Origin of the sequence: Pseudomonas wadenswilerensis (assembly GCF_024749185.1) — a bacterium.
GTDB lineage: Bacteria > Pseudomonadota > Gammaproteobacteria > Pseudomonadales > Pseudomonadaceae > Aquipseudomonas > Aquipseudomonas wadenswilerensis.
In genome coordinates, this window is the sequence record NZ_CP087191.1 from 336,317 (window position 1) to 355,632 (window position 19,316).

General features: G+C 62.7%; 12 protein-coding genes. 2 read left to right on the top strand and 10 right to left on the bottom strand.

All coding sequences use genetic code 11. The annotated features are described in order from the left end of the window. Positions 1-49: 49 nt before the first annotated feature. The 6 genes from selO to betI form a co-directional block, all read right to left on the bottom strand. Positions 50-1,510: a protein adenylyltransferase SelO gene (gene selO / locus LOY45_RS01530; RefSeq protein ID WP_258578661.1), complete on the bottom strand. Its 1,461-nt coding sequence runs from the start codon at positions 1,508-1,510 to the stop codon at positions 50-52. A 58-nt stretch (positions 1,511-1,568) separates the two neighbouring features. Beyond that, entirely contained in the window at positions 1,569-4,919 is a 3,351-nt protein-coding gene (gene mscK, locus LOY45_RS01535) for a mechanosensitive channel MscK (RefSeq protein ID WP_115089331.1), read from the bottom strand. A 39-nt stretch (positions 4,920-4,958) separates the two neighbouring features. Further along, a complete protein-coding gene (locus tag LOY45_RS01540; protein ID WP_115089329.1) occupies positions 4,959-6,701 on the bottom strand; it encodes a potassium/proton antiporter in 1,743 nt (580 codons plus the stop codon). 244 nt (positions 6,702-6,945) lie between these two features. Beyond that, positions 6,946-8,637 carry a choline dehydrogenase gene (gene betA / locus LOY45_RS01545; protein WP_134061219.1) on the bottom strand — a complete coding sequence of 564 codons (1,692 nt, stop codon included), beginning with the start codon at positions 8,635-8,637 and terminating at the stop codon, positions 6,946-6,948. A gap of 151 nt (positions 8,638-8,788) precedes the next feature. Then, a complete protein-coding gene (gene betB / locus LOY45_RS01550) occupies positions 8,789-10,261 on the bottom strand; it encodes a betaine-aldehyde dehydrogenase (RefSeq protein WP_115089326.1) in 1,473 nt (490 codons plus the stop codon). A gap of 31 nt (positions 10,262-10,292) precedes the next feature. Further along, on the bottom strand, positions 10,293-10,958 hold the full coding sequence (gene betI / locus LOY45_RS01555) for a transcriptional regulator BetI (RefSeq protein ID WP_010222276.1): 666 nt from the start codon (positions 10,956-10,958) through the stop codon (positions 10,293-10,295). 422 nt (positions 10,959-11,380) lie between these two features. Between betI and betT the strand changes: the two genes are divergently transcribed. Continuing rightward, positions 11,381-13,384, top strand: a complete 2,004-nt coding sequence (gene betT / locus LOY45_RS01560) for a choline BCCT transporter BetT (protein WP_258578662.1) — start codon at positions 11,381-11,383, stop codon at positions 13,382-13,384. A gap of 63 nt (positions 13,385-13,447) precedes the next feature. Here betT and LOY45_RS01565 read toward each other — a convergent pair whose 3' ends face one another. Next, positions 13,448-14,896, bottom strand: a complete 1,449-nt coding sequence (locus LOY45_RS01565) for a trypsin-like serine peptidase (RefSeq protein ID WP_258578663.1) — start codon at positions 14,894-14,896, stop codon at positions 13,448-13,450. A 139-nt stretch (positions 14,897-15,035) separates the two neighbouring features. On the opposite strand from LOY45_RS01565, the gene LOY45_RS01570 reads away from it, so the two are divergent. Further along, positions 15,036-15,776: a substrate-binding periplasmic protein gene (locus tag LOY45_RS01570; RefSeq protein ID WP_258578664.1), complete on the top strand. Its 741-nt coding sequence runs from the start codon at positions 15,036-15,038 to the stop codon at positions 15,774-15,776. Here LOY45_RS01570 and LOY45_RS01575 read toward each other — a convergent pair. The 3 genes from LOY45_RS01575 to LOY45_RS01585 all read right to left on the bottom strand — a co-directional run bounded on the left by LOY45_RS01575 (position 15,767) and on the right by LOY45_RS01585 (position 19,246). Next, on the bottom strand, positions 15,767-16,534 hold the full coding sequence (locus LOY45_RS01575) for a divergent polysaccharide deacetylase family protein (RefSeq protein WP_115089316.1): 768 nt from the start codon (positions 16,532-16,534) through the stop codon (positions 15,767-15,769). The two genes, LOY45_RS01570 and LOY45_RS01575, sit on opposite strands and share 10 nt — an antisense overlap. 9 nt (positions 16,535-16,543) lie before the next feature. Then, positions 16,544-17,872, bottom strand: a complete 1,329-nt coding sequence (locus LOY45_RS01580; protein ID WP_115089314.1) for a S41 family peptidase — start codon at positions 17,870-17,872, stop codon at positions 16,544-16,546. Between the two features lie 87 nt (positions 17,873-17,959). Then, positions 17,960-19,246: a murein hydrolase activator EnvC family protein gene (locus LOY45_RS01585; RefSeq protein ID WP_233673579.1), complete on the bottom strand. Its 1,287-nt coding sequence runs from the start codon at positions 19,244-19,246 to the stop codon at positions 17,960-17,962. Between the last annotated feature and the right edge of the window lie 70 nt (positions 19,247-19,316).

A 19,316-nucleotide genomic window follows, 5' to 3' on the forward strand; every position in this document is an offset into this window, starting at 1 on the left:
GTCGTTCGCGGGTCAAGCCCGCTCCTACAGGTTAAATAGTTCAAGTCCGTCACGACGAGCAACTGATCTCCAGGTGCTTGCCCCACTCCGGTGGCCGCTGGGCGTAGGCTTGCATTCCCGGCTGCTCGTCGAATGGCTTGCTCAGCACCTGGTGCAGCCGGCGTACTTCCTCGTAATCGCCTCCCTCAGCCGCCTCGATGGCGCGCTGGGCCAGGTAGTTGCGCAGGATGTACAGCGGGTTGACCGCATGCATGCGTTCGCGCCGGCCTTCGGCGTTGCCGGGTTCGCGCTGCAGGCGTGCGAGGTAGTCTGCTGACCACAGGTCAAAGCCGGCCAGGTCGATGAAGTCGTCGCGCACCACCTGCAGCGCCTGCTCGGCGGGTTGGTCGCCGAGATGGCGGAAGAACAGGGTGTAGTCCACCGCACCCGGTTGCATCAGTTGCAGCAGGCGTTCGATCAGCAGCTTGTCGTCGTCTTCGGCCCGGGTCAGGCCCAGGCGCCGGCGCATCAGGTCCAGGTAATGGGCCTCGTACAGCGGCAGGAACAGCCCGAGGGTTTCCTTCAGCGCTTCGACACTGATGAACGGCGTCAGGGCCTGGGCCAGGGCGCTGAGGTTCCAGTGGGCGATGGGCACCTGGTTGCTGTAGCTATAGCGGCCCTGGTCATCGGAGTGGTTGCAGATGAAGTTGGCGTCGAAGTCGTCGAGGAAGGCATAGGGGCCGAAGTCGAAGGTGATGCCCAGGATCGACATGTTGTCGGTGTTCATCACCCCGTGGCAGAAACCGTAAGCCTGCCAGCGGGCGATCAGCTCGGCATTGCGCTCGACGATGGTGCGGAACATGGCCAGGTACGGCTCGGGCGCTTCGCGGCATTCGGCAAAGTGCGTGTCGAGTACGTGATCGACGAGGATGCGCTGCTGTTCGGGCTGGCGGGTGTAATAGAAATACTCGAAATGGCCGAAGCGTACATGGCTCGGTGCCAGGCGCAGCAGCATGGCCGCGCGTTCCTGGGTTTCACGCCAGACCGGGGTGCTCGAGCCGATCACGCACAGCGCTCGGCTGCTGGGGATGCCCAGGGCTGGCAAGGCTTCGGAAGCGAGGAACTCGCGGATCGACGAACGCAGTACCGCACGGCCATCCCCCATGCGCGAGTATGGCGTCTGCCCGGCGCCCTTGAGGTGCAGGTCCCAGGATTCGCCGGCGTCGTTGTGCACTTCGCCCAGCAACAGGCCGCGGCCATCACCCAGGCGCGGATTGTAGGAGCCGAACTGATGCCCGGAGTAGACCATCGCCCGCGGCTCGGCCTCGGCCCACAGCTTGTGGCCGCCGAACAGTTCGGCAAATACCGGGGAATGGGCTTCGGTTGGCTCCAGGTCGAGCAGCGCCATGGCCGCTTCGCTGGCGACCACCAGGCGCGGCTCGGCGATCGGCTCGGGCAACACCGAAGTAGAGAAGGCATCGCCCAGGCGGGCGAAACGGTTATCGAAAGTCAGTTCGTCGAGGGCTTTCAACGGCCATCTCCTGGAGAAAACCTGAGTATTCTGCAAGGGTATGGCCGTTGGCGTCCAGTCAGGCCGGTTTGCCCGGGGCCTCGTCGCCGGGCTTGTCGCCATTCGTGGCGTTTGGCAGCACGGTCTTGTCGAGGTTTTCCACCGGGACCATCTTGTACTCCTGACCCTGCATGTTCTTCAGGTAGATCTCCATCTGCCGGAAGGAGATGTTGATGTGCTGCTTCTTGAACTCTTTGTTGATGTAGCGGTTGATCTCGTCGAGTACCGGGTTGCGGTCGCCCAGATCTCGCACATGCATGCGCAGTTCGTGGTCCAGGGTGCTTTCGCCGAAGTTGAGGAAATAGACGATCGGCGCCGGTTCCTTGAGTACCCGCGGGTTGTCGTTGGCGGCCTTGAGCAGCAGGGTGCGCACCAGGTCGAGGTCCGAGCCGTAGTCGACGCCAAGCTTGAGGGTCACCCGGGTGATGGTGTCGGTCAGCGACCAGTTGATCAGTTGCCCGGTGATGAAGGTCTTGTTCGGGACAATGATGTCCTTGCGGTCGAAGTCGGTGATGGTGGTGGCGCGAATGCGGATCTTGCTCACCGTGCCGGAGAGGTTGCCGATGGTGATGGTGTCGCCGATCCGTACCGGGCGCTCGAACAGGATCATGATCCCGGAGATGAAGTTGGCGAAGATCTCCTGCATGCCGAAGCCCAGGCCCACCGACAGTGCGGCCACCAGCCATTGCAGCTTGTCCCAGCTGACGCCCAAGGCTGACAGGGTAGAGACGAAGCCGACCCCGGCAATCACGTAGGACAGCAACGTGGTGGTGGCGTAGGCGCTGCCCTGGGCCAGGTTCAGGCGTGATAGCACCAGCACTTCCAGCAGGCCAGGCAAGTTGCCGGCCAGGGCAACGGTGATGCCGATGATCACCAGTGCGCCCAGCAGATCGCGCAGGCTGATCGGTACCATGCTCATGGCCGCGCCGGTGCCGCTGGTGTACTCGTACAGGGTGATGTTGTCGAGGTAGGCGAACACGCTGATCAGGTCCGACCAGACCCAGTACAGGGCGGCGATGAAACCGCCGAGCAGGGCCAGGCGAATCAGGCGCAGGGACTGCTGGTTGACCTGTTCGATGTCCAGGGTCGGCTCTTCAACCAGCACTTCGCCATCCAGGCCTTCCTTGGCCGCCTGGCGCTTGCTCAGCGCCCGCTGGTAGGCCAGGCGCCGGGCGGCCACGGCCAGACCGCGGACAAAGGCGGCTTCGATCACCAGCCAGAACATCAGCAGGTACAGGGTATCGATCAGGCGATCGGTGAGCTTGAGCGCGGTGTAGTAGTAGCCAAAGCACACGGCAATGAACAGCGCCACCGGCAGTGCGGTGAAGGCCACGCCCACGGCCTTGCGGAACAGCGAGGCGTTGCGGTGGGTAGGGCTGCTCAACAGCAGGCGGCTGAGCAGCCAGGCCATCAGCGCGTAGCAGGTCAGCACCACGCCGATGCCGAGTACGTCCTCAGCCAGCGCCGAAGGTTGATGCTCGGCCACCGCCACCACGCCGACCAGGGCCAGGACCACGGTGCCGAGGCGGCGGATCCAGCCGCGGAGGAATTCGACCTGGGGTTTTTCCCAGCGAAAGTGCAGTTCGGCCACCCCGCCCGGGGCGAGTATCCGGTAGGCGGTGTAGAACACCAGCCAGGCCTGGGCCACCTGGAACAGCGCCGAGGCGAGGTTGGCGTTCTGCCCGCGGGCGTCGATCTGCAGGGCATAGCCGCACAAGGCCAGACCCAGGCTCAGGGGCATGGCCAGGAGGATGTTGACCAGGATCGCCTGGGGTGTGTGCCACTGGCTGTCACGCTTGAAGTGGCCGACATCCTGGTGAACCTTGGTCAGGCGCGCATACAGGTACTTGCGCCGCCACAGCAGGGCGCCGATCAGCAGTAGCAAGGGCAGGAACAACAACGGGCGCTGGGCCAGGCCGTCGGTCAGCTCCCTCAGGCCCGAACCCCAGGGCAGGCTGACCACTTGTTTCTGCAGGCGCTCGGGGACGGTGCGGAGCCATTCCAGGTCCAGCGGCTTGTTGCTGGGGATCCAGAACATCTGCTCATCAAGGGTTGCACGCAGGTTCTGTGCGGTGCTGAACAGTTGCTTCTGGTTCAGCTGCAGGGTGATCGATTCGTTGAGCAGCGCGCTCAGTTCACGGTTCAGGCGTTCGAGCAGGTCGCTGCGGGTGATCGCCACTTCCAGCAGGGCCTTGCGCAGTTGCGGGGTGACGGTCTCGGGCGGTTGTGCGGTGAGCAGCTTGTCGACATAGCTGCTGGGGCTGCTGAGCTGCTCGCGCTGCTGGTTGATCTCGAACTGGTACAGGCGGATGTCGGCGATCTGGTCGGCCAGGTCGCGGTCGAGCTTCAGGTGCGGCAGCGCCTGCTTCTGCTTGTAGAGGATCTTCGACAGCAGCAGGCTGCCCTTGAGCACGCTGATCTGCTCGTCCAGGGCCTGGTCGCTCTGGGTCAGGGTGTCCAGTTGCTGTTTGGTCTTGAGGTTCTGCTGGGTCAGTTCGTTGAGGCGGTCGGTGCTGCGCAGCAGGTAGTCGGAGAGCTTGAGGTTGGCGGCGCTTTCGGTGGCCAGCAGGGTGCTGCCGCCGGCCTTCTGCGCTTCGATCGATTGTTCGGTGACGGTCTGCTGGGACTGGGCCAGGCGCTTCTGGTTGATCAGCGTCTGCAGGTCCTGGATTTCCTGCTCCAGGCGCGTGGCGCGTTCGATCAGCAGGTCATGCTGGCTGTTGCCCAGGTCCTGCAGCAGGCTGTTACCGGCCAGTTCCTGGCGGCGCAGCAGGGTCAGGGCGTTGAGGGCGGCCAGTTCGGCGTTGAGCTGGTTGCGCTGGTCGGCGTTGAGCGGCTTGCCGCCGTCCTTGCCGATCTTCAGGCTGGTGTTGATCTGCTGGGTGCGGGTCTGGTTGGCGCTGATTTCTGCCTGGGCCCGTTCGGGCCGGGTCTGCGCGGTAATGGTCAGGCTGTTGGCCTCGGACAGCGCTTTTTGCAGTTCGCCCTGCTCGGTAGTGCGCTCGGCCAGCAATTGCTCCAGCTGCGGCACGCTGGAGCTAGCGTAGCGCTGGGCGACCGGGATCACCTTGCTGTCCTTGAGCTTGGCCAGCTCGCGCTGGTTATCGCTGGTCTGGCGCGGTGCGTCGCTGAGCTGGTGCTTGAGCGCAGCGAGCTTCTTCTCGCTGTCCTCTTTGTTGCCGAGGAAGGTCAGGGTCTGTTCGAGCACCTGCTGCAGGGCTTTCTGTTCAGCCTCGGGCAGCTTGCGCTCGGCGATCTTGTCCAGGCTTTTCTGGATCGACGCTGTGGTTGGCGGTTCAGCTGCCCAGACCGGGGTGAAGGACAGGCACAGCCCGATCAGGGCTGCGCTTAACAAAGTGCGCAGGGACATAGGCAGAAAATTCGTACAGGCAGAGGCGAAGAACGGAGTTTAAAGGAACAACCCAGGGCCGGGTCGAGTACCTTCGGGGAATTTGACGCCCACTTTGAGGATCTTGTTCCCTTCCATGACCGCAACAGTCCACAAGGTACTGTTCCATTCGATCTGGTCGCCGACCACTGGCGCGCCACCAACCTTCTGCGCAATGAAGCGGCTGAGCGGCGTGTGCGGGTCCTGGCCGTCGAGCTTCAAACCGTACAACGCCGCTACAGCCCCCAGTTCTGCGTCACCTTCGAGCACGAAGTCACCAAAGAAGCGCAGGTCGAGGCCGCGCTGCGGAGCCTGGCTGAACAGCTTGCCGAGGGCCGGCAGGTTGTGTTCGTGGCCGATTACGCAGAGGAGATCGTCGACTTCCAGGGTGGTACTTCCCGACGGATGGAGCAGTTGCTGGCCGCGAAACAGGGCCGCGATGCGGGTGCCTTCGGGCATTTTCAGCTCACGCAGGGCGGCACCGATGCACCATTTTTCGGCGCCCAGGCGATAGACGAACAGTTCCCACTCGCTGGTGATGTGCACTTCCAGGGCCGAACGGGAAATTGGCGCAGGGTCTGGCGGTACTGTCACTTTCAGCAGTTTGGCCACCCACGGCAGGCTGGTGCCTTGGACCAAAAGCGAGACCAGCACGATGAAGAACGCCAGGTTGAAGAACAGCTGGGCATCGGGCAGCCCGGCCATCAGCGGGAACACCGCAAGAATGATCGGTACCGCGCCGCGCAGGCCAACCCAGGAGATAAAGGCTTTTTCGCGGCCATGGAAGGCCTTGAACGGCAGCAGGCTGGCGGCCACCGACAGTGGCCGGGCAAAGATGATCATCCACAGCGCCAGGCCCAGCGCCGGCAATGCGATCGGCAGCAGGTCGTGAGGCGTCACCAGCAGGCCGAGGACCAGGAACATGCCGATCTGCGCCAGCCAGGCCATGCCGTCGAGCATGTGCAGGATGCCATGGCGGCTGCGGATCGGCCGGTTGCCCAGCACCAGGCCGCACAGGTACACGGCGAGGAAGCCGCTGCCGTGCAGGGCGTTGGTGAGCGAGAACACTACCAGGCCGCCGGCCACCACCAGGATCGGATAGAGGCCGCCAGCGAGGTTGATGCGGTTGACCAGTTGCAGCATCAGCCAGCCGCCACCCAGGCCCAGCAGGCCGCCGATGCCGAACTCGCGCAGCAGGTGAGTCAGCAGGCTCCAGTGCAGGCCGGTCTGGCCGCTGGCAATCATGTCGATCAGGGTCACGGTGAGGAACACCGCCATCGGATCGTTGCTCCCCGATTCGATCTCGAGGGTTGCCGTAACCCGCTCGTTCAGGCCCTTGCCGCCGAGCAGCGAGAACACCGCCGCGGCATCGGTGGAGCCGACGATGGCGCCGATCAGCAGGCCCTGGATGATGCTCAGGTCGAACAGCCAGGCGGCAACCATGCCGGTCAAGCCGGTAGTGATCAGTACGCCCACCGTGGCCAGCGACAGCGCCGGCCACAGGGCCACGCGGAAACTCGCCACCCGCGTGCGCAGGCCGCCGTCGAGAAGGATCACCGCCAGTGCCAGGTTGCCCACCAGGTAGGCGGTCGGGTAGTTGTTGAAGATGATGCCGCCGCCATCGACCCCGGCAATCATGCCGACCGCGAGGATGATGACCAGGATCGGGATGCCCAGACGTGAAGAAAGTGAGCTGACCAGAATACTTGCACCTACCAGCAATGCGCCGATCAAGAACAGGCTATTGATGGTGGACGCATCCAAAGGCAGTACTCCGGGGGAAAGCAGGAAGGGGGCGGCTTGCTTTCGATAAGCAGGTCGCGTGCCAAGGATTCTAACCTGAGGGGTTGGCGGGGTGTAAAGGGTTAATCGCGGGTACAAAAAAAGCACCTCGCAAGGTGCCTTCTTTGTGTTGCTTGCGCTGACGCCATCGCTGGCAAGCCAGCTCCCACAGGAATGGTACAGCCCTTGTGGGAGCTGGCTTGCCAGCGATGGGCGTTGCAGGATTTTAGGCCTGCTTGACCTCACGCATCGCCTTGCCCTTGACCGGCGTGCCGTTGGCGACGTAGTACTTGGCGGTGCTACGCGGCAGCGGCTGGCGGTTGCGGATCTTGTCGGCGATTTTCTCGGCGATCATGATCGTGGTGGCGTTGAGGTTGCCGGTGATGATGATCGGCATGATCGAGGCATCGACCACCCGCAGACCCTGCATGCCATGCACGCGGCCCTGGCCGTCGACCACCGCCATGTCGTCGTCGCCCATCTTGCACGAGCAGGACGGGTGGAACGCGGTTTCGGCGTGCTCGCGGATGAACTTGTCCAGTTCCTCGTCGGTCTGCACGTCGGCGCCCGGGCTGATTTCGCGGCCACGGTAGGCGTCCAGCGCAGGCTGGGCCATGATTTCGCGGGTCAGGCGGATGCCATCACGGAATTCCTGCCAGTCCTGCTCGGTCGCCATGTAGTTGAACAGGATGCTCGGGTGCTGGCGCGGGTCCTTGGACTTGAGCTGGATACGGCCGCGGCTAGGCGAGCGCATCGAACCCATGTGGGCCTGGAAGCCGTGTTCCTGTACGCCGTTGCTGCCGTTGTAATTGATCGCAACCGGCAGGAAGTGGTACTGGATGTTCGGCCATTCGAACTCTTCGCGAGTACGGATGAAACCACCGGCTTCGAACTGGTTGCTGGCGCCGATACCGGTGCCTTTGAACAGCCACTCGGCACCGATGGCTGGCTGGTTGTACCAGAGCAGCGACGGGTACAGCGAAACCGGCTGGGTGCAGGCGTATTGCAGGTACAGCTCAAGGTGGTCCTGCAGGTTCTCGCCCACGCCTGGCAGGTCATGAACCACAGGCACGTTGAGGCTTTCCAGCAGGGCGCGCGGGCCAACGCCGGAGCGTTGCAGCAGTTGCGGCGAAGCGATGGCGCCGGAGCAGACGATCACTTCCTTGCGTGCACGGGCTTCGACGCGTTCTTCGCTGGCGCCGACCAGGTAGCTCACGCCAACAGCGCGCTTGCCGTCGAACAGCACGCGATCGCTCAGGGCGTGAGTGACGATGGTCAGGGTCGAGCGCTTCTTGGCGGTGTCCAGGTAGCCGCGGGCGGTGCTGGAGCGACGGCCTTTAGGCGTCACGGTACGGTCCATCGGGCCGAAACCTTCCTGCTGGTAACCGTTGAGGTCTTCGGTGCGCGGGTAACCGGCCTGCACGCCGGCTTCGACCATGGCGTGGAACAGCGGGTTGTTACCGGCTTTCGGCGTGGTCACGCTGACCGGGCCTTCGCCGCCGTGGTAATCGTTGGCGCCGATGTCGCGGGTTTCCGCCTTGCGGAAATACGGCAGGCAGTCCAGGTAGGTCCAGTCTTCCAGGCCTGGCAGTTTGGCCCAGCCGTCGAAATCCATGGCGTTGCCGCGGATGTAGCACATGCCGTTGATCAGCGACGAGCCACCCAGGCCCTTGCCGCGACCGCATTCCATCCGGCGGCCGTCCATGTGCGGCTCCGGGTCGGTCTCGTAGGCCCAGTTGTAGCGGCGGCCCTGCAGCGGGAAGGCCAGCGCGGCTGGCATCTGGGTGCGGAAGTCCATGCGGTAGTCAGGGCCACCGGCCTCGAGCAGCAGGACAGTTACGCCTTCGTCTTCGGTCAGGCGGGTCGCCAGGGTGTTACCGGCAGAGCCGGCACCGACGATGATGTAGTCATATTCCATGGCTTTCTCCGAAAGCAGCTGCAAGCCTCAAGCTACAAGCCGCAAGAAAATGCGGTCGTGCGAGGCTCGCAAATGAGTGAGAGCTGCAAGAGCCGGTTGGCGCAACACGCACCGGCTTTGACTTGCAGCTTGCCGCTTGAAGCTTGTCGCTTCAGAACACCGAGTTGTAGGAACCCAGCTCAACTTGAACGGATTTGATGCGAGTGTACTGAGCCAGCGAGCTCACGCCGTTTTCACGGCCGACACCGGATTGCTTGTAACCGCCGACCGGCATTTCGGCTGGCGACTCGCCCCAGGCGTTGATCCAGCAGATACCGGCTTCCAGCTGGTGGATGATGCGGTGGGCGCGGCTGATGTCGTTGGTGCACACGCCCGCGGCCAGGCCGTATTCGGTGTCGTTGGCACGGCGGATGACTTCTTCTTCGCTCTCGTAGGAGAGGATGCTCATCACTGGGCCGAAGATCTCTTCCTTGACGATGGTCATGTCGTCACGGCAGTCGGTGAACACGGTAGGTGCCACGAACGCGCCCTTGGCCAGTTCGCCTTCGGTCAGACGCTCGCCGCCGCACAGAACGCGTGCACCTTCTTCCTTGCCCTTGGCGATGTAGCCCAGCACGCTTTCCATGTGGGCGAAGCTGACCAGCGGGCCGAAGTTGGTGTTTTCGTCTTCAGGGTTGCCAACGCGGATGCGGGCAACGCGCTCGGCGATCTTGGCTTCGAAAGCCGCTTTCATCGAGGCAGGGACGAATACGCGGGTGCCGTTGGTGCAGACCTGACCCGAGCTGTAGAAGTTGGCCATCATGGCGATGTCGGCGGCGCGATCGAGGTCGGCGTCGTCGCAGATGATCAGCGGCGACTTGCCGCCCAGTTCCATGGTGACTTCCTTGAGCGTCGAGCTCGAGGCGCTGGCCATGACCTTCTTGCCGGTGGTGGTGCCGCCGGTGAAGGAGATTTTCTCGATGCGCGGGTGCTCGGTCAGCCAGGTGCCGACTTCGCGGCCGCTGCCGGTCAGAACGTTGAACACGCCGTCCGGCAGGCCGGCTTCGGTGTAGATCTCGGCCAGTTTCAGGGTGGTCAGCGAGGTGACTTCGCTCGGCTTGAAGATCATCGCGTTACCGGCCGCCAGGGCAGGTGCGGATTTCCACAGGGCGATCTGGATCGGGTAGTTCCAGGCGCCGATACCGGCGGTCACGCCCAGCGGCTCGCGGCGGGTGTAGACGAACGAGCTGTCGCGCAGCGGGATCTGCTCGCCTTCGATGGCCGGTACCAGGCCTGCGTAGTATTCCAGCACGTCGGCGCCGGTGACGATGTCGACGTAGCGGGTTTCGGAGTAGGACTTGCCGGTGTCCAGGGTTTCCAGGGCGGCCAGCTCATCGTTGCGCTCACGCAGGATGTCGACGGCGCGGCGCAGGATGCGCGAACGCTGCATGGCGGTCATGGCGGCCCAGATTTTCTGGCCACGTTCGGCGCTTTCTACAGCGCGCTCGACGTCGGCTTCGGTAGCGCGTTGCACCTGGGCGAGGACTTCGCCGTTGGCCGGGTTGATGGCGTCGAAGGTAGCGTCGCTGGAAGCGTCGACATAACCACCATCAATGTAGAGTTTTTGCAGTTCGAAACGGGCCATAGTGTCCTCGCAAGTGCATGTGTGTGTTTGGCTATCCGTGCAGCGCTCCTGCTTGTTTGGCAATCGCGACGCGCGGTGGTTCAGAGGCCTGGTTTTGCGTGTCCGGGCTCGTCTGTTTAGCCAGTTGTAGATCCATGTATTCGTAAGCGATTTGTTTCGCCTGGTCGGTGTCGAACGCGTCTCCGGACAGCGCACCGCGCAGCCACAGACCGTCGATCAACGCTGCCAGGCCACGGGCCGCGGTGCGCGCATCAGGCAGCGGCAGGACGCGGCGGAACTGGCAGCACAGGTTGGAATACAAGCGGTGATCGTTGATCCGCTGCAACCTGTGCAAAGACGGCTGGTGCATGCTGGAAGCCCAGAAGGCCAACCAGGTTTTCATTGCCGGGCCGTTGACCTGGCTGGCGTCGAAGTTGCCTTCGATAATCACCTGCAGGTGGGCGCGCGGGCTGGTGTCCTTGAGCGCCTGCCGGTTGGCGACGACGTTCTCGTTCAGCACGCTCATCAAGTACCGCATGGTCGCTGCGATCAGGCCGTTCTTGTCCTGAAAGTAGTGACTGATGATGCCATTCGACACACCGGCCAAACGGGCGATCAGCGCAATGCTGGCGTCACCCATGCCGACCTGGTCGATGGCCATCAATGTGGCTTCGATCAACTGCTGACGGCGGATGGGTTGCATACCGACCTTGGGCATCTTGCAAATCTCCTCAGGCCTGCGAGCAGTCGACGAGCGGCTGCCTCGGCGAAGGCCAGTCTATTTTGTTTTGATTGAACGTTCAATCAACAAAGAATAAGCTCTGCGACAATCTGTGCAATTGACAGGTTTTTCCTACCTGCGGCTTGCACAAATTGGCACCCCAAAAAGACGTGGAACCCCCGGAATACAAGGTGTTGACGGGTGTAAACGGCGCGTTGAACAGATCTGCCGAACGGTATAGCACCGCGCGGCCAACCCTCGGGACGGGGTTTTCGGCCTGTTTTTTTCAACGCAATCGATTCGGGATCACGGTTTTTTCAAGGTGCTTTTATAACACCTGGAGCAGTGGGGCTATTGCACCATTTGCTCGGGTAACGGTTGTTTCGTGTTTCTCTCGCACTGCCCGGAGCCTATGTGCAATGAGTTCTGCCTCCCTAATCAAGACCCCTGCCGAGAGGGTCCGGGTCAACAGCGTGGTGTTCTTCACCTCGACGTTGTTGATCCTGCTGTTGACTGCCTTGCTGATCGCAGTTCCCGAAACCGCCGGCCGCGTGCTGAACGAGGCTCAGGCCTGGTTGTCGCGCAGCTTCGGCTGGTACTACATGCTGGTGATTGGCGGCTACCTGCTGTTCGTCATCGTTCTGGCCTTCTCCAATTTCGGCAAGCTCAAGCTTGGCGGCAAGGATGACAAGCCGGACTTCAGCTACGGTGCCTGGGCCGGGATGCTGTTCTCCTCCGGTATCGGTATCTCGCTGCTGTACTTCGGCGCGTCCGAGCCGCTGGATCACTACTTCAACCCGCCTGAAGGCGCGCCGGCCAGCCTGCAATCGGCCCGTGAAGGCCTGCAGCTGACCTTCCTGCACTGGGGTCTGCATGGCTGGGCAATCTATGCCCTGGTCGGCCTGGCCGTGGCCTACTTCGCCTACCGCCACAACCAGCCGCTGGCACTGCGCTCGGCGCTGTACCCGCTGGTCGGCGAGCGTTGGGTCAAGGGTGCCGCGGGCCACACCGTCGACATCTTCGGCATGTTCGTGACCCTGCTGGGCCTGGTGACCAACCTGGGGATCGGTTCGATGCAGGTGTCCTCGGGCCTTGAGTACCTGTTCGGCATGCAGCACAGCGACACCAACCTGCTGATCGTGATCCTGGTGATGAGCACCGTGGCGACCATCGCCGCTGTTTCGGGTGTGGAGAACGGCATCCGCCGCCTGTCCAACCTGAACATCATCCTGTTCAGCGGCTTGCTGCTGTTCGTGCTGCTCAACGGCCCGACCCTGCACCTGCTCAACAGCTTCGTGCAGAACATCGGCGACTACCTCAATGGCGCGGTGCTGAAGACTTTCGACCTGTACGTCTATGAGGGCGACAGTGCCAAGTCCGAGCGCTGGCTGGGCCTGTGGACCGTGTTCTATTGGGCCTGGTGGATTTCCTGGGGCCCGTTCGTCGGCATGTTCATTGCCCGTATCTCCCGCGGTCGTACCGTGCGCGAACTGGTCGCTGGCGTGCTGCTGATCCCGCTGGGCTTCACCCTGGCCTGGCTGTCGATCTTCGGCAACTCGGCGCTGGACCTGGTAATGAACCAGGGCGCGGTGGAGCTCGGGCGAACAGCGCTGGAGCAGCCGGCGATGTCGATCTACCAGCTGCTCGAGCACTATCCGTTCGCCAAGATCGTAGTCGGTGTGGCGATCTTCGTAGGCTTCGTGCTGTTCCTGACCCCAGCCGACTCCGGCGCGGTGATGATGGCCAACCTTTCCTGCAAAGGCGGCCATGTCGATGAAGATGCGCCGAACTGGCTGCGTATCCTCTGGTCGGCGATCATTACCGTGGTCACCATCGGTTTGCTTCTGGCCGGTAACTTCCAGGCCATGCAGACCATGGTGGTGCTGGCGGGGCTACCGTTCTCGGTGGTGCTGGTGCTGTTCATGTTCGGCCTGTACAAGGCGATGAAACAGGACAGCCAGGTCGAGCAGGAGCAAGCCGAACTGGCTGCCCGTGGTCGTCGCGGTTTCAGCGAGCGCCTGAGCCAGCTGGACCTGCAGCCGACCCAGGCGATCGTTCAGCGCTTCATGGACAAACGCGTCAGCCCGGCGCTCAAGGAAGCAGCCGCGCAGCTGCAGACCCTGGGCTTCCAGGTGCAGACCCGGGTCGGCCAGTCGCGCTCGGCCATGGGCCTGCGCATCGACATGGAAGAAGGCAACCCGTTCGTTTACGAAGTAAGCCTGGACGGTTACCTGGCCGCGCCGAGCGAAGCGCCGGTAGAAGGCGAGTCGGAAGTGCGCCAGCGCTTCTACCGCGCCGAGGTCTACCTGCACAACGGCAGCCAGGAATACGACCTGATGGGCTTCACCCCGGAGCAGATCACCCGTGATGTGCTCGATCAGTTCGAAAGCCACCGCCAGTTGCTGGGGCGTGTCTATAGCTGATAACGGCTGATGGACCCGAAGGGCTCTGTTCGCAGGAACAGGGCCCTTTTTCATGGACGGCTGTCAGCCGGCGGCAGGGGCTGGCAGCAGGTCGGTGCGAACAGGCGAGCGTTGTTTGATGATGTCTTGCGAATAGGTACAGAGTTTTTGCGGGAGTTTGTTCGCCTTGAACACGACGGAGCGGTTACCGAAAAAAGTCGTGTAGCCCCGCTCATCGGCACAGTCGGTACTGGCAATCGGGCCGCGCTTTGTCCGATAGGTGTCCAGATGGGGTGGGTCGAGGGTCCAGGTGACTTTGATATCACCGGAGCGCCGAGGCTCGATCAGTACGGACGGTTCTGGTACCGGGGCTTGCTCGAACAGGTCAACGGCTACGCTCATGCTGTTCGCCATTAGCGCGCGCGAGGCCGATTGCTCAGGTGACTCGACGCCGACGATACACAGAAAGTGCCTCCCGGGCTCCGGGCCAACAGTATCTTCGATCTTGGCGCGTGGCCCAGGCAGGGTGTCGCTGTAATGAGCCGGGTTCTCGCATTGCAGGGCATCCCGGGTTGTCTTGTAACGGTAAAACTGCGTGTCGATGATAAATTCATAATTCCATGACGGTACCTGCGGGCTGCCGTCCTCAGCTGTAGCGATCTTGTGTACACGCTGGAATGCATTAGGATTCTGCTGGTCCAGTGCGAAGCCCGGCAGCAGGTCGCAGCCGTCCAAGGTTAAGTCCGCTCGCCCGCCCATGCCGCAACGAAACAAGCGCGTAATAGGTACGCCATAGTTTTGCCCCTCTGACGCCGATGGTCTGTATGACCTGAATGAAGTGCTGTTGATCAGACCGACAATATTATTGTTGGCGCGGTTGAGGATGGGGCTGCCAGAGGCCCCGTCATCCATTCCCGCGCACTGATTACGCAGAATGTTGCGCCACACCCATGGGCGCTCGACATGGGCGTCGGCTTTTTGCATGGTGCAGGTGCTCAAGCGTAATCCAAGGCCGGGATTGATGGGGTCGCCGACCACCAGGATCGGGCTGCCAACGGGAGTGGGAGGGTCTATTTTCAGTGGTACGATGCCTGTTTCCATGACTGCCCTGAGTGGTGCGTCAAGCTCCAGCAGCGCAAGGTCGACACCCTGGATACTGCTCCATACCAGACGCTTGAGGGCCACGACCTGGCGTTTGCTGGCAGTGTCTGCGAAGTAGTTGAAGGCTATGGTGCCGGTTATTGGCTGGTCATGAGTAATCGTGCCATTTTTTGCATTGGCGCAATGCCCGTTAGTAATTATGTAGGCTGGCCCGTTGTTGTCGGTCCAGGGGTCCCGGGTATCAATCAGGGTGCCGATACATCCGGCGGACATTCGGCCGATGCCGCTCCAGTGAGCGTTCTGGTTGTCGGCGTTGTCGAGGGTGACGGGGCCTGCCTGATCGGCCAGGCCTTGACCATAGTCCGCGGCGGTTGCCTGCAAGGCTAAACACGCCAGTGCGGCACCCAGGTAGTGACGGGAAAACGTGCGCATGGTGAACCTCCTTGTGTATGCCTGCGCAAGTGTTCGCAAGCCGCGCTACCGGCGTGTGGTACATAGATAGTGAGCGCCATGCTGGACAGGCGCACTAGGCCCCGGCACTCTTGGCGTTGCCAAGGAGCCCGGTGCCACCATGTTCAAGCGTCTTGTCCTGTTGTTGTGCAGCTGCCTGTCGTTCAGCTATCTCGCCCGCGCGAGCGAGCCTGTGGTGCTGCTCACCGAAAACTTCCCGCCCTACAACATGGCCATCAGCGGCAAGAGCTTTGCCCGCGACGATGGCATCAATGGCATTGCCGCCGACCTGGTGCGCGAGATGTTCAAGCGCGCCGAGGTGCCCTACAGCATGACCCTGCGCTTCCCCTGGCAGCGCATCTACGAGCAGGTCCTGCAAACCCCCGGCTACGGCGTTTTCGTCATGGCTCGCCAGCCCGAGCGGGAAAAGCTGTTCAAGTGGGTCGGGCCGCTGGGGCCGGATGACTGGATTTTGCTGGCCCCCGAGGATAGCCCGATTGCCTTGAGCAGCCTGCAGGAAGCCAAGCGTTATCGTATCGGGGCTTATAAAGGGGATGCGATTGCCGAATACCTGGCCAAGCAAGGCCTGAACCCGGTGTTGGTGCTGCGCGACCGCGACAACGCGAAAAAACTGCTGAACGGCGAAATCGACCTGTGGGCCAGCGGCGACCCGGCCGGTCGCTACCTGGCGCGCCAGGTGGGGGTGAGCAAGCTCAAGACGGTGCTGCGTTTTCACGGCGCCGAGCTGTACCTGGCGCTCAACCGTGAAGTGCCGGACGAGGTGGTGAACAAGCTGCAGCAGGCGCTGGAGCAGATGCGCAGTGACGGTTTTGTCGAGGCGACGTTCGCCCGCTACCTGTAAATACCGTTGCGCCCGTGGCCGGACATCGCGCGATTGCTGCGCTCGGCGATCATCTGCTGAATTTCTATCCATTCGATGCCCTGGGCCTTGAGCTTGGGCAGTTCGCGCTCGAGCACTTCCAGGGTCTGTGGATAAGGATGGCCGATCAGCACTGCCGAACCTTGCTTGCGCGCCAGGGCAATGCCCTGTTGCAGCTGGCCGGCAATGGCTTCGGTGGTGCGTACATCGTCCAGGAATACATCCCGCGACACACTGGCCAGGTTGATGTTCTGCGCTGATTTGGCAGCAACCGTGGCGGCGCTGGTGCGGCTGTCGACAAAGAACAGGCCGCGGCGCTGCAGCTCGCCCATCAACCAGGCCATGGCCGCAGGCTCCGCGGTCATGCGGCTGCCCATGTGGTTGTTGATGCCAACGGCGTAGGGCACTTTGTCGAGCGCTGCGTTCAGCCGCCGCTCCAGTTCCGGCAGCGGCGTGCCGGGGTGCCAGGCGTAGGGGCCGGTGGCCGGGTCCATGGGCATGTGCAGGATCACCGTCTTGCCGGCGCGGTGGGCCTGGCGGGCGAACGCCGTGGCATGCGGGGTGTCGGGCATGATCGCCAGGGTCACCGGGCCGGGCAGGGCCAGGGTGCGTGAATCGCGCGCAGGGTTCTGGCCCAGGTCGTCGATGATCAGCGTCAGGTAGGCCTTGCCCGGTTGAGTCGGCGCCGCCAGGGCGACACCGCTCATCAGGTACAACAGGGCCAACAGCAGGTAACGCATCAACTGGCCTTATTTACCCTGGGTGATGCTCAGGCCCTTGAGCAGGCTCAAGGCCTGGCTGAGCTGGTAATCATCATCCTGTGGGCGAGGCTTGGCGCCGCCGCCCTTGCCCGACGGACGGTCGGCGCCGCCGTTGCCGTTGCCCAGGTGACCCTGCAGGTCGGCTTCCTTGAAGTTCTCGCTGTCCTGCTCGGCGGTGATCTTGGCGCGGCGCACCTCGATATCCGGAACGATGCCCTGGGCCTGGATCGAACGGCCGTTGGGGGTGAAGTACAGCGCCGTGGTGATCTTCAATGCGCGGTCGTTGTTCAGCGGCAGCACGGTTTGCACCGAGCCTTTGCCGAAGCTGTCGGTGCCCATCAGCACACCGCGTTTCTGGTCTTGCAGGGCGCCGGCGACAATTTCCGAGGCCGAGGCGCTGCCGCCGTTGATCAGCACCACCAATGGCACGCCTTCACTGGCGTCGGCCGGGTCAGCGGAGAAGCGCAGCTCGGAATTGGCGATGCGGCCCTTGGTGTAGACGATCAGGCCCTTGGTCAGGAAGTGGTCGGCCACTTCCACGGCCGATTGCAGGACGCCACCGGGGTTATTGCGCAGGTCCAGGACCAGGCCGCGCATCTTCTTGCCGTTGTCCTTGCGCAGCTTGGCCAGGGCTTTGCCGACTTCTTCGCCGGTCTTGACCTGGAACTGGGTGATGCGGATGTAACCGTAGCCGTCTTCGAGCATCTGGCTCTTGACGCTCTTGACCTGGATGACCGCGCGGGCAAGGGTTACATCGAACGGGTTGCCGCCGTCGCGCACCAGGGTCAGGGTGATTTTCTCGCCGACCTTGCCGCGCATCTTGTCGACTGCTTCGGTCATGGTCTGGCCACGGGTCGGTTGGCCGTTGATCTTGACGATCAGGTCACCGGCTTCGATACCGGCGCGCGAGGCCGGGGTCTCGTCGATCGGCGAGACCACCTTGATGAAGCCGTCTTCCATGCCCACTTCGATGCCCAGGCCGCCGAACTCACCGCTGGTGCTCTCTTGCAGCTCGAGGAAGTCTTCCGGGCCGAGATAGGCCGAGTGCGGATCAAGGTTGCTGAGCATGCCCTTGATGGCGTTTTCCAGCAGGGTCTTGTCGTCTACCGGTTCGACATACGCGGCCTTGATGCGGTCCATGACCTCGGCGAAGGTGCGCAGCTCTTCCAGCGGCAGCGGTGCCTTGGCCGACGGTGCCGAGACCGTTGTCGCTGGAATCGCGGCGGGCTTGGCCGGCTCGGCCGCAAGGGCCAGGGGCGCGCCGATGACCATGGCGATGGTCAGGGCCAGCGAGGTGAGGCGAGGCGAGTGCAGCATGTCGAACGAACTCCTGATCCTGGTAGCGCTCCGTAGAGCATCGGCGCAGCCCGAAGTTGCGCTACGCCGTCAAATAGGGGGTGTTGCCTATCCCTGGGCACGACACCATTGTGCGGGGTCGCTGGGGCGCCCCTGCTGGCGGATGGCGAAATACAGCCCCGAGCTGTTCTGGCCGCCGCTGTTGCCGACGGTGGAGATGGCCTCACCGGCCTTGACCACATCGCCGGCGCTCTTGAGCAGGCTCTGGTTATGGCCGTACAGGCTCAGGTAACCATTACCATGGTCGAGAATGACCAGAAGTCCAGCGCCGCGCAACCAGTCGGCAAATACCACCCGGCCGCCATGCACGGCGCGCACCTGGCTGCCCTGGGAGGCGCTGATCATCACCCCGTCCCACTTGGCTCGCGAGTCATCGCCGCGGGTTTCGCCAAAGCGTGCCAGCAATCGACCATTGACAGGCCATGGAAGTTTTCCCCGTGCGGCAGAAAAAGCACCACCGAAGGTTTCGCCACTGCTGGAGACCAGCGGGCCGGGAATAGCCTTGGGCTTCTTCGGCGCGTCGCTGTTGCTGGCGGCCAGGGCTTCGCGCTGGCGTTGTTTTTCCGCTTCCTGGGCGGCGAGCAGGGCCTTCTGCCGCGCTTCCTCGGCTTCACGGGCCTGGCGGGCGAGGGTTTCCTCGATGGTCTTGAGCACTTTGCTCAGGTCGGCCTGGTCCTGCTCACGGGCCTGCAGCTTCTGGTCGCGGGCCTTGACGTCATTGTTGAGCTTGGCCAGCACCTCTTTACGCTCGGTACGGACTTTTTCCAGTTCCTGGCGCTGGCTGTCGAGGGTGCCTTGCTGGGTCAGCAGCTGCGCTTGTTGCAGGCTGATGTCTTTCTCGACGTTGGCCAGTTGGCGCAAGGTCTCGTTGAAGTTGCGCAACTGGGTCAGGCGCGCCTGGCTCAGGTAATCGTAATAGGTCAGGGTGCGGGCGAATTTTTCCGGATTCTGCTGGTTGAGCAGCAGTTTCAGGTATTCCTCGCGGCCATTCTGGTAGGCCGAACGGGCCTGGATGGCGATCAGTCGTTGCTGTTCAATGCGGGCGCTCTGGAGTTTTTTTTTCTCGGTATCAAGGCGCTCCAGTTCGCCTTCCGTCTTTTTTAGTTCGAGTTGCAGGGCCTCCACCTGCTTTTCCAGCTTGCCGATGTCGGTTTCGGTTGAGCGCAGGTCTTTCTGCACACCGGATTTTTCCTCCTGCAACTTGCCAAGCATCTTTTTCAGCTCGGTAATGTCCTGGCGCGTGGCGTCCAGTTGTTGCTGGGTTTGCGCGCGCTCATCGGCGAAGGCCGGGCTGAGCAGGCAAGACAGGGCGAGTAGGATCAGGGCGCGAAACATGGGGTGGGCGGCACCAGGCATAGAGACTGGCCTAGTATGCCCGCCATAGGCTGCAAAAAAAACGGCTTTA

Excerpts from the sequence above, each read along its gene's own strand:
- LOY45_RS01570 (WP_258578664.1), top strand. The coding sequence starts at position 15,036 with ATGTTCAAGCGTCTTGTCCTGTTGTTGTGCAGCTGCCTGTCGTTCAGC.
- mscK (WP_115089331.1), bottom strand. The coding sequence starts at position 4,919 with ATGTCCCTGCGCACTTTGTTAAGCGCAGCCCTGATCGGGCTGTGCCTG.
- betT (WP_258578662.1), top strand. The coding sequence starts at position 11,381 with ATGAGTTCTGCCTCCCTAATCAAGACCCCTGCCGAGAGGGTCCGGGTC.
- LOY45_RS01575 (WP_115089316.1), bottom strand. The coding sequence starts at position 16,534 with ATGCGTTACCTGCTGTTGGCCCTGTTGTACCTGATGAGCGGTGTCGCC.
- betI (WP_010222276.1), bottom strand. The coding sequence starts at position 10,958 with ATGCCCAAGGTCGGTATGCAACCCATCCGCCGTCAGCAGTTGATCGAA.
- betB (WP_115089326.1), bottom strand. The coding sequence starts at position 10,261 with ATGGCCCGTTTCGAACTGCAAAAACTCTACATTGATGGTGGTTATGTC.
- LOY45_RS01580 (WP_115089314.1), bottom strand. The coding sequence starts at position 17,872 with ATGCTGCACTCGCCTCGCCTCACCTCGCTGGCCCTGACCATCGCCATG.
- betA (WP_134061219.1), bottom strand. The coding sequence starts at position 8,637 with ATGGAATATGACTACATCATCGTCGGTGCCGGCTCTGCCGGTAACACC.
- LOY45_RS01565 (WP_258578663.1), bottom strand. The coding sequence starts at position 14,896 with ATGCGCACGTTTTCCCGTCACTACCTGGGTGCCGCACTGGCGTGTTTA.
- LOY45_RS01585 (WP_233673579.1), bottom strand. The coding sequence starts at position 19,246 with ATGTTTCGCGCCCTGATCCTACTCGCCCTGTCTTGCCTGCTCAGCCCG.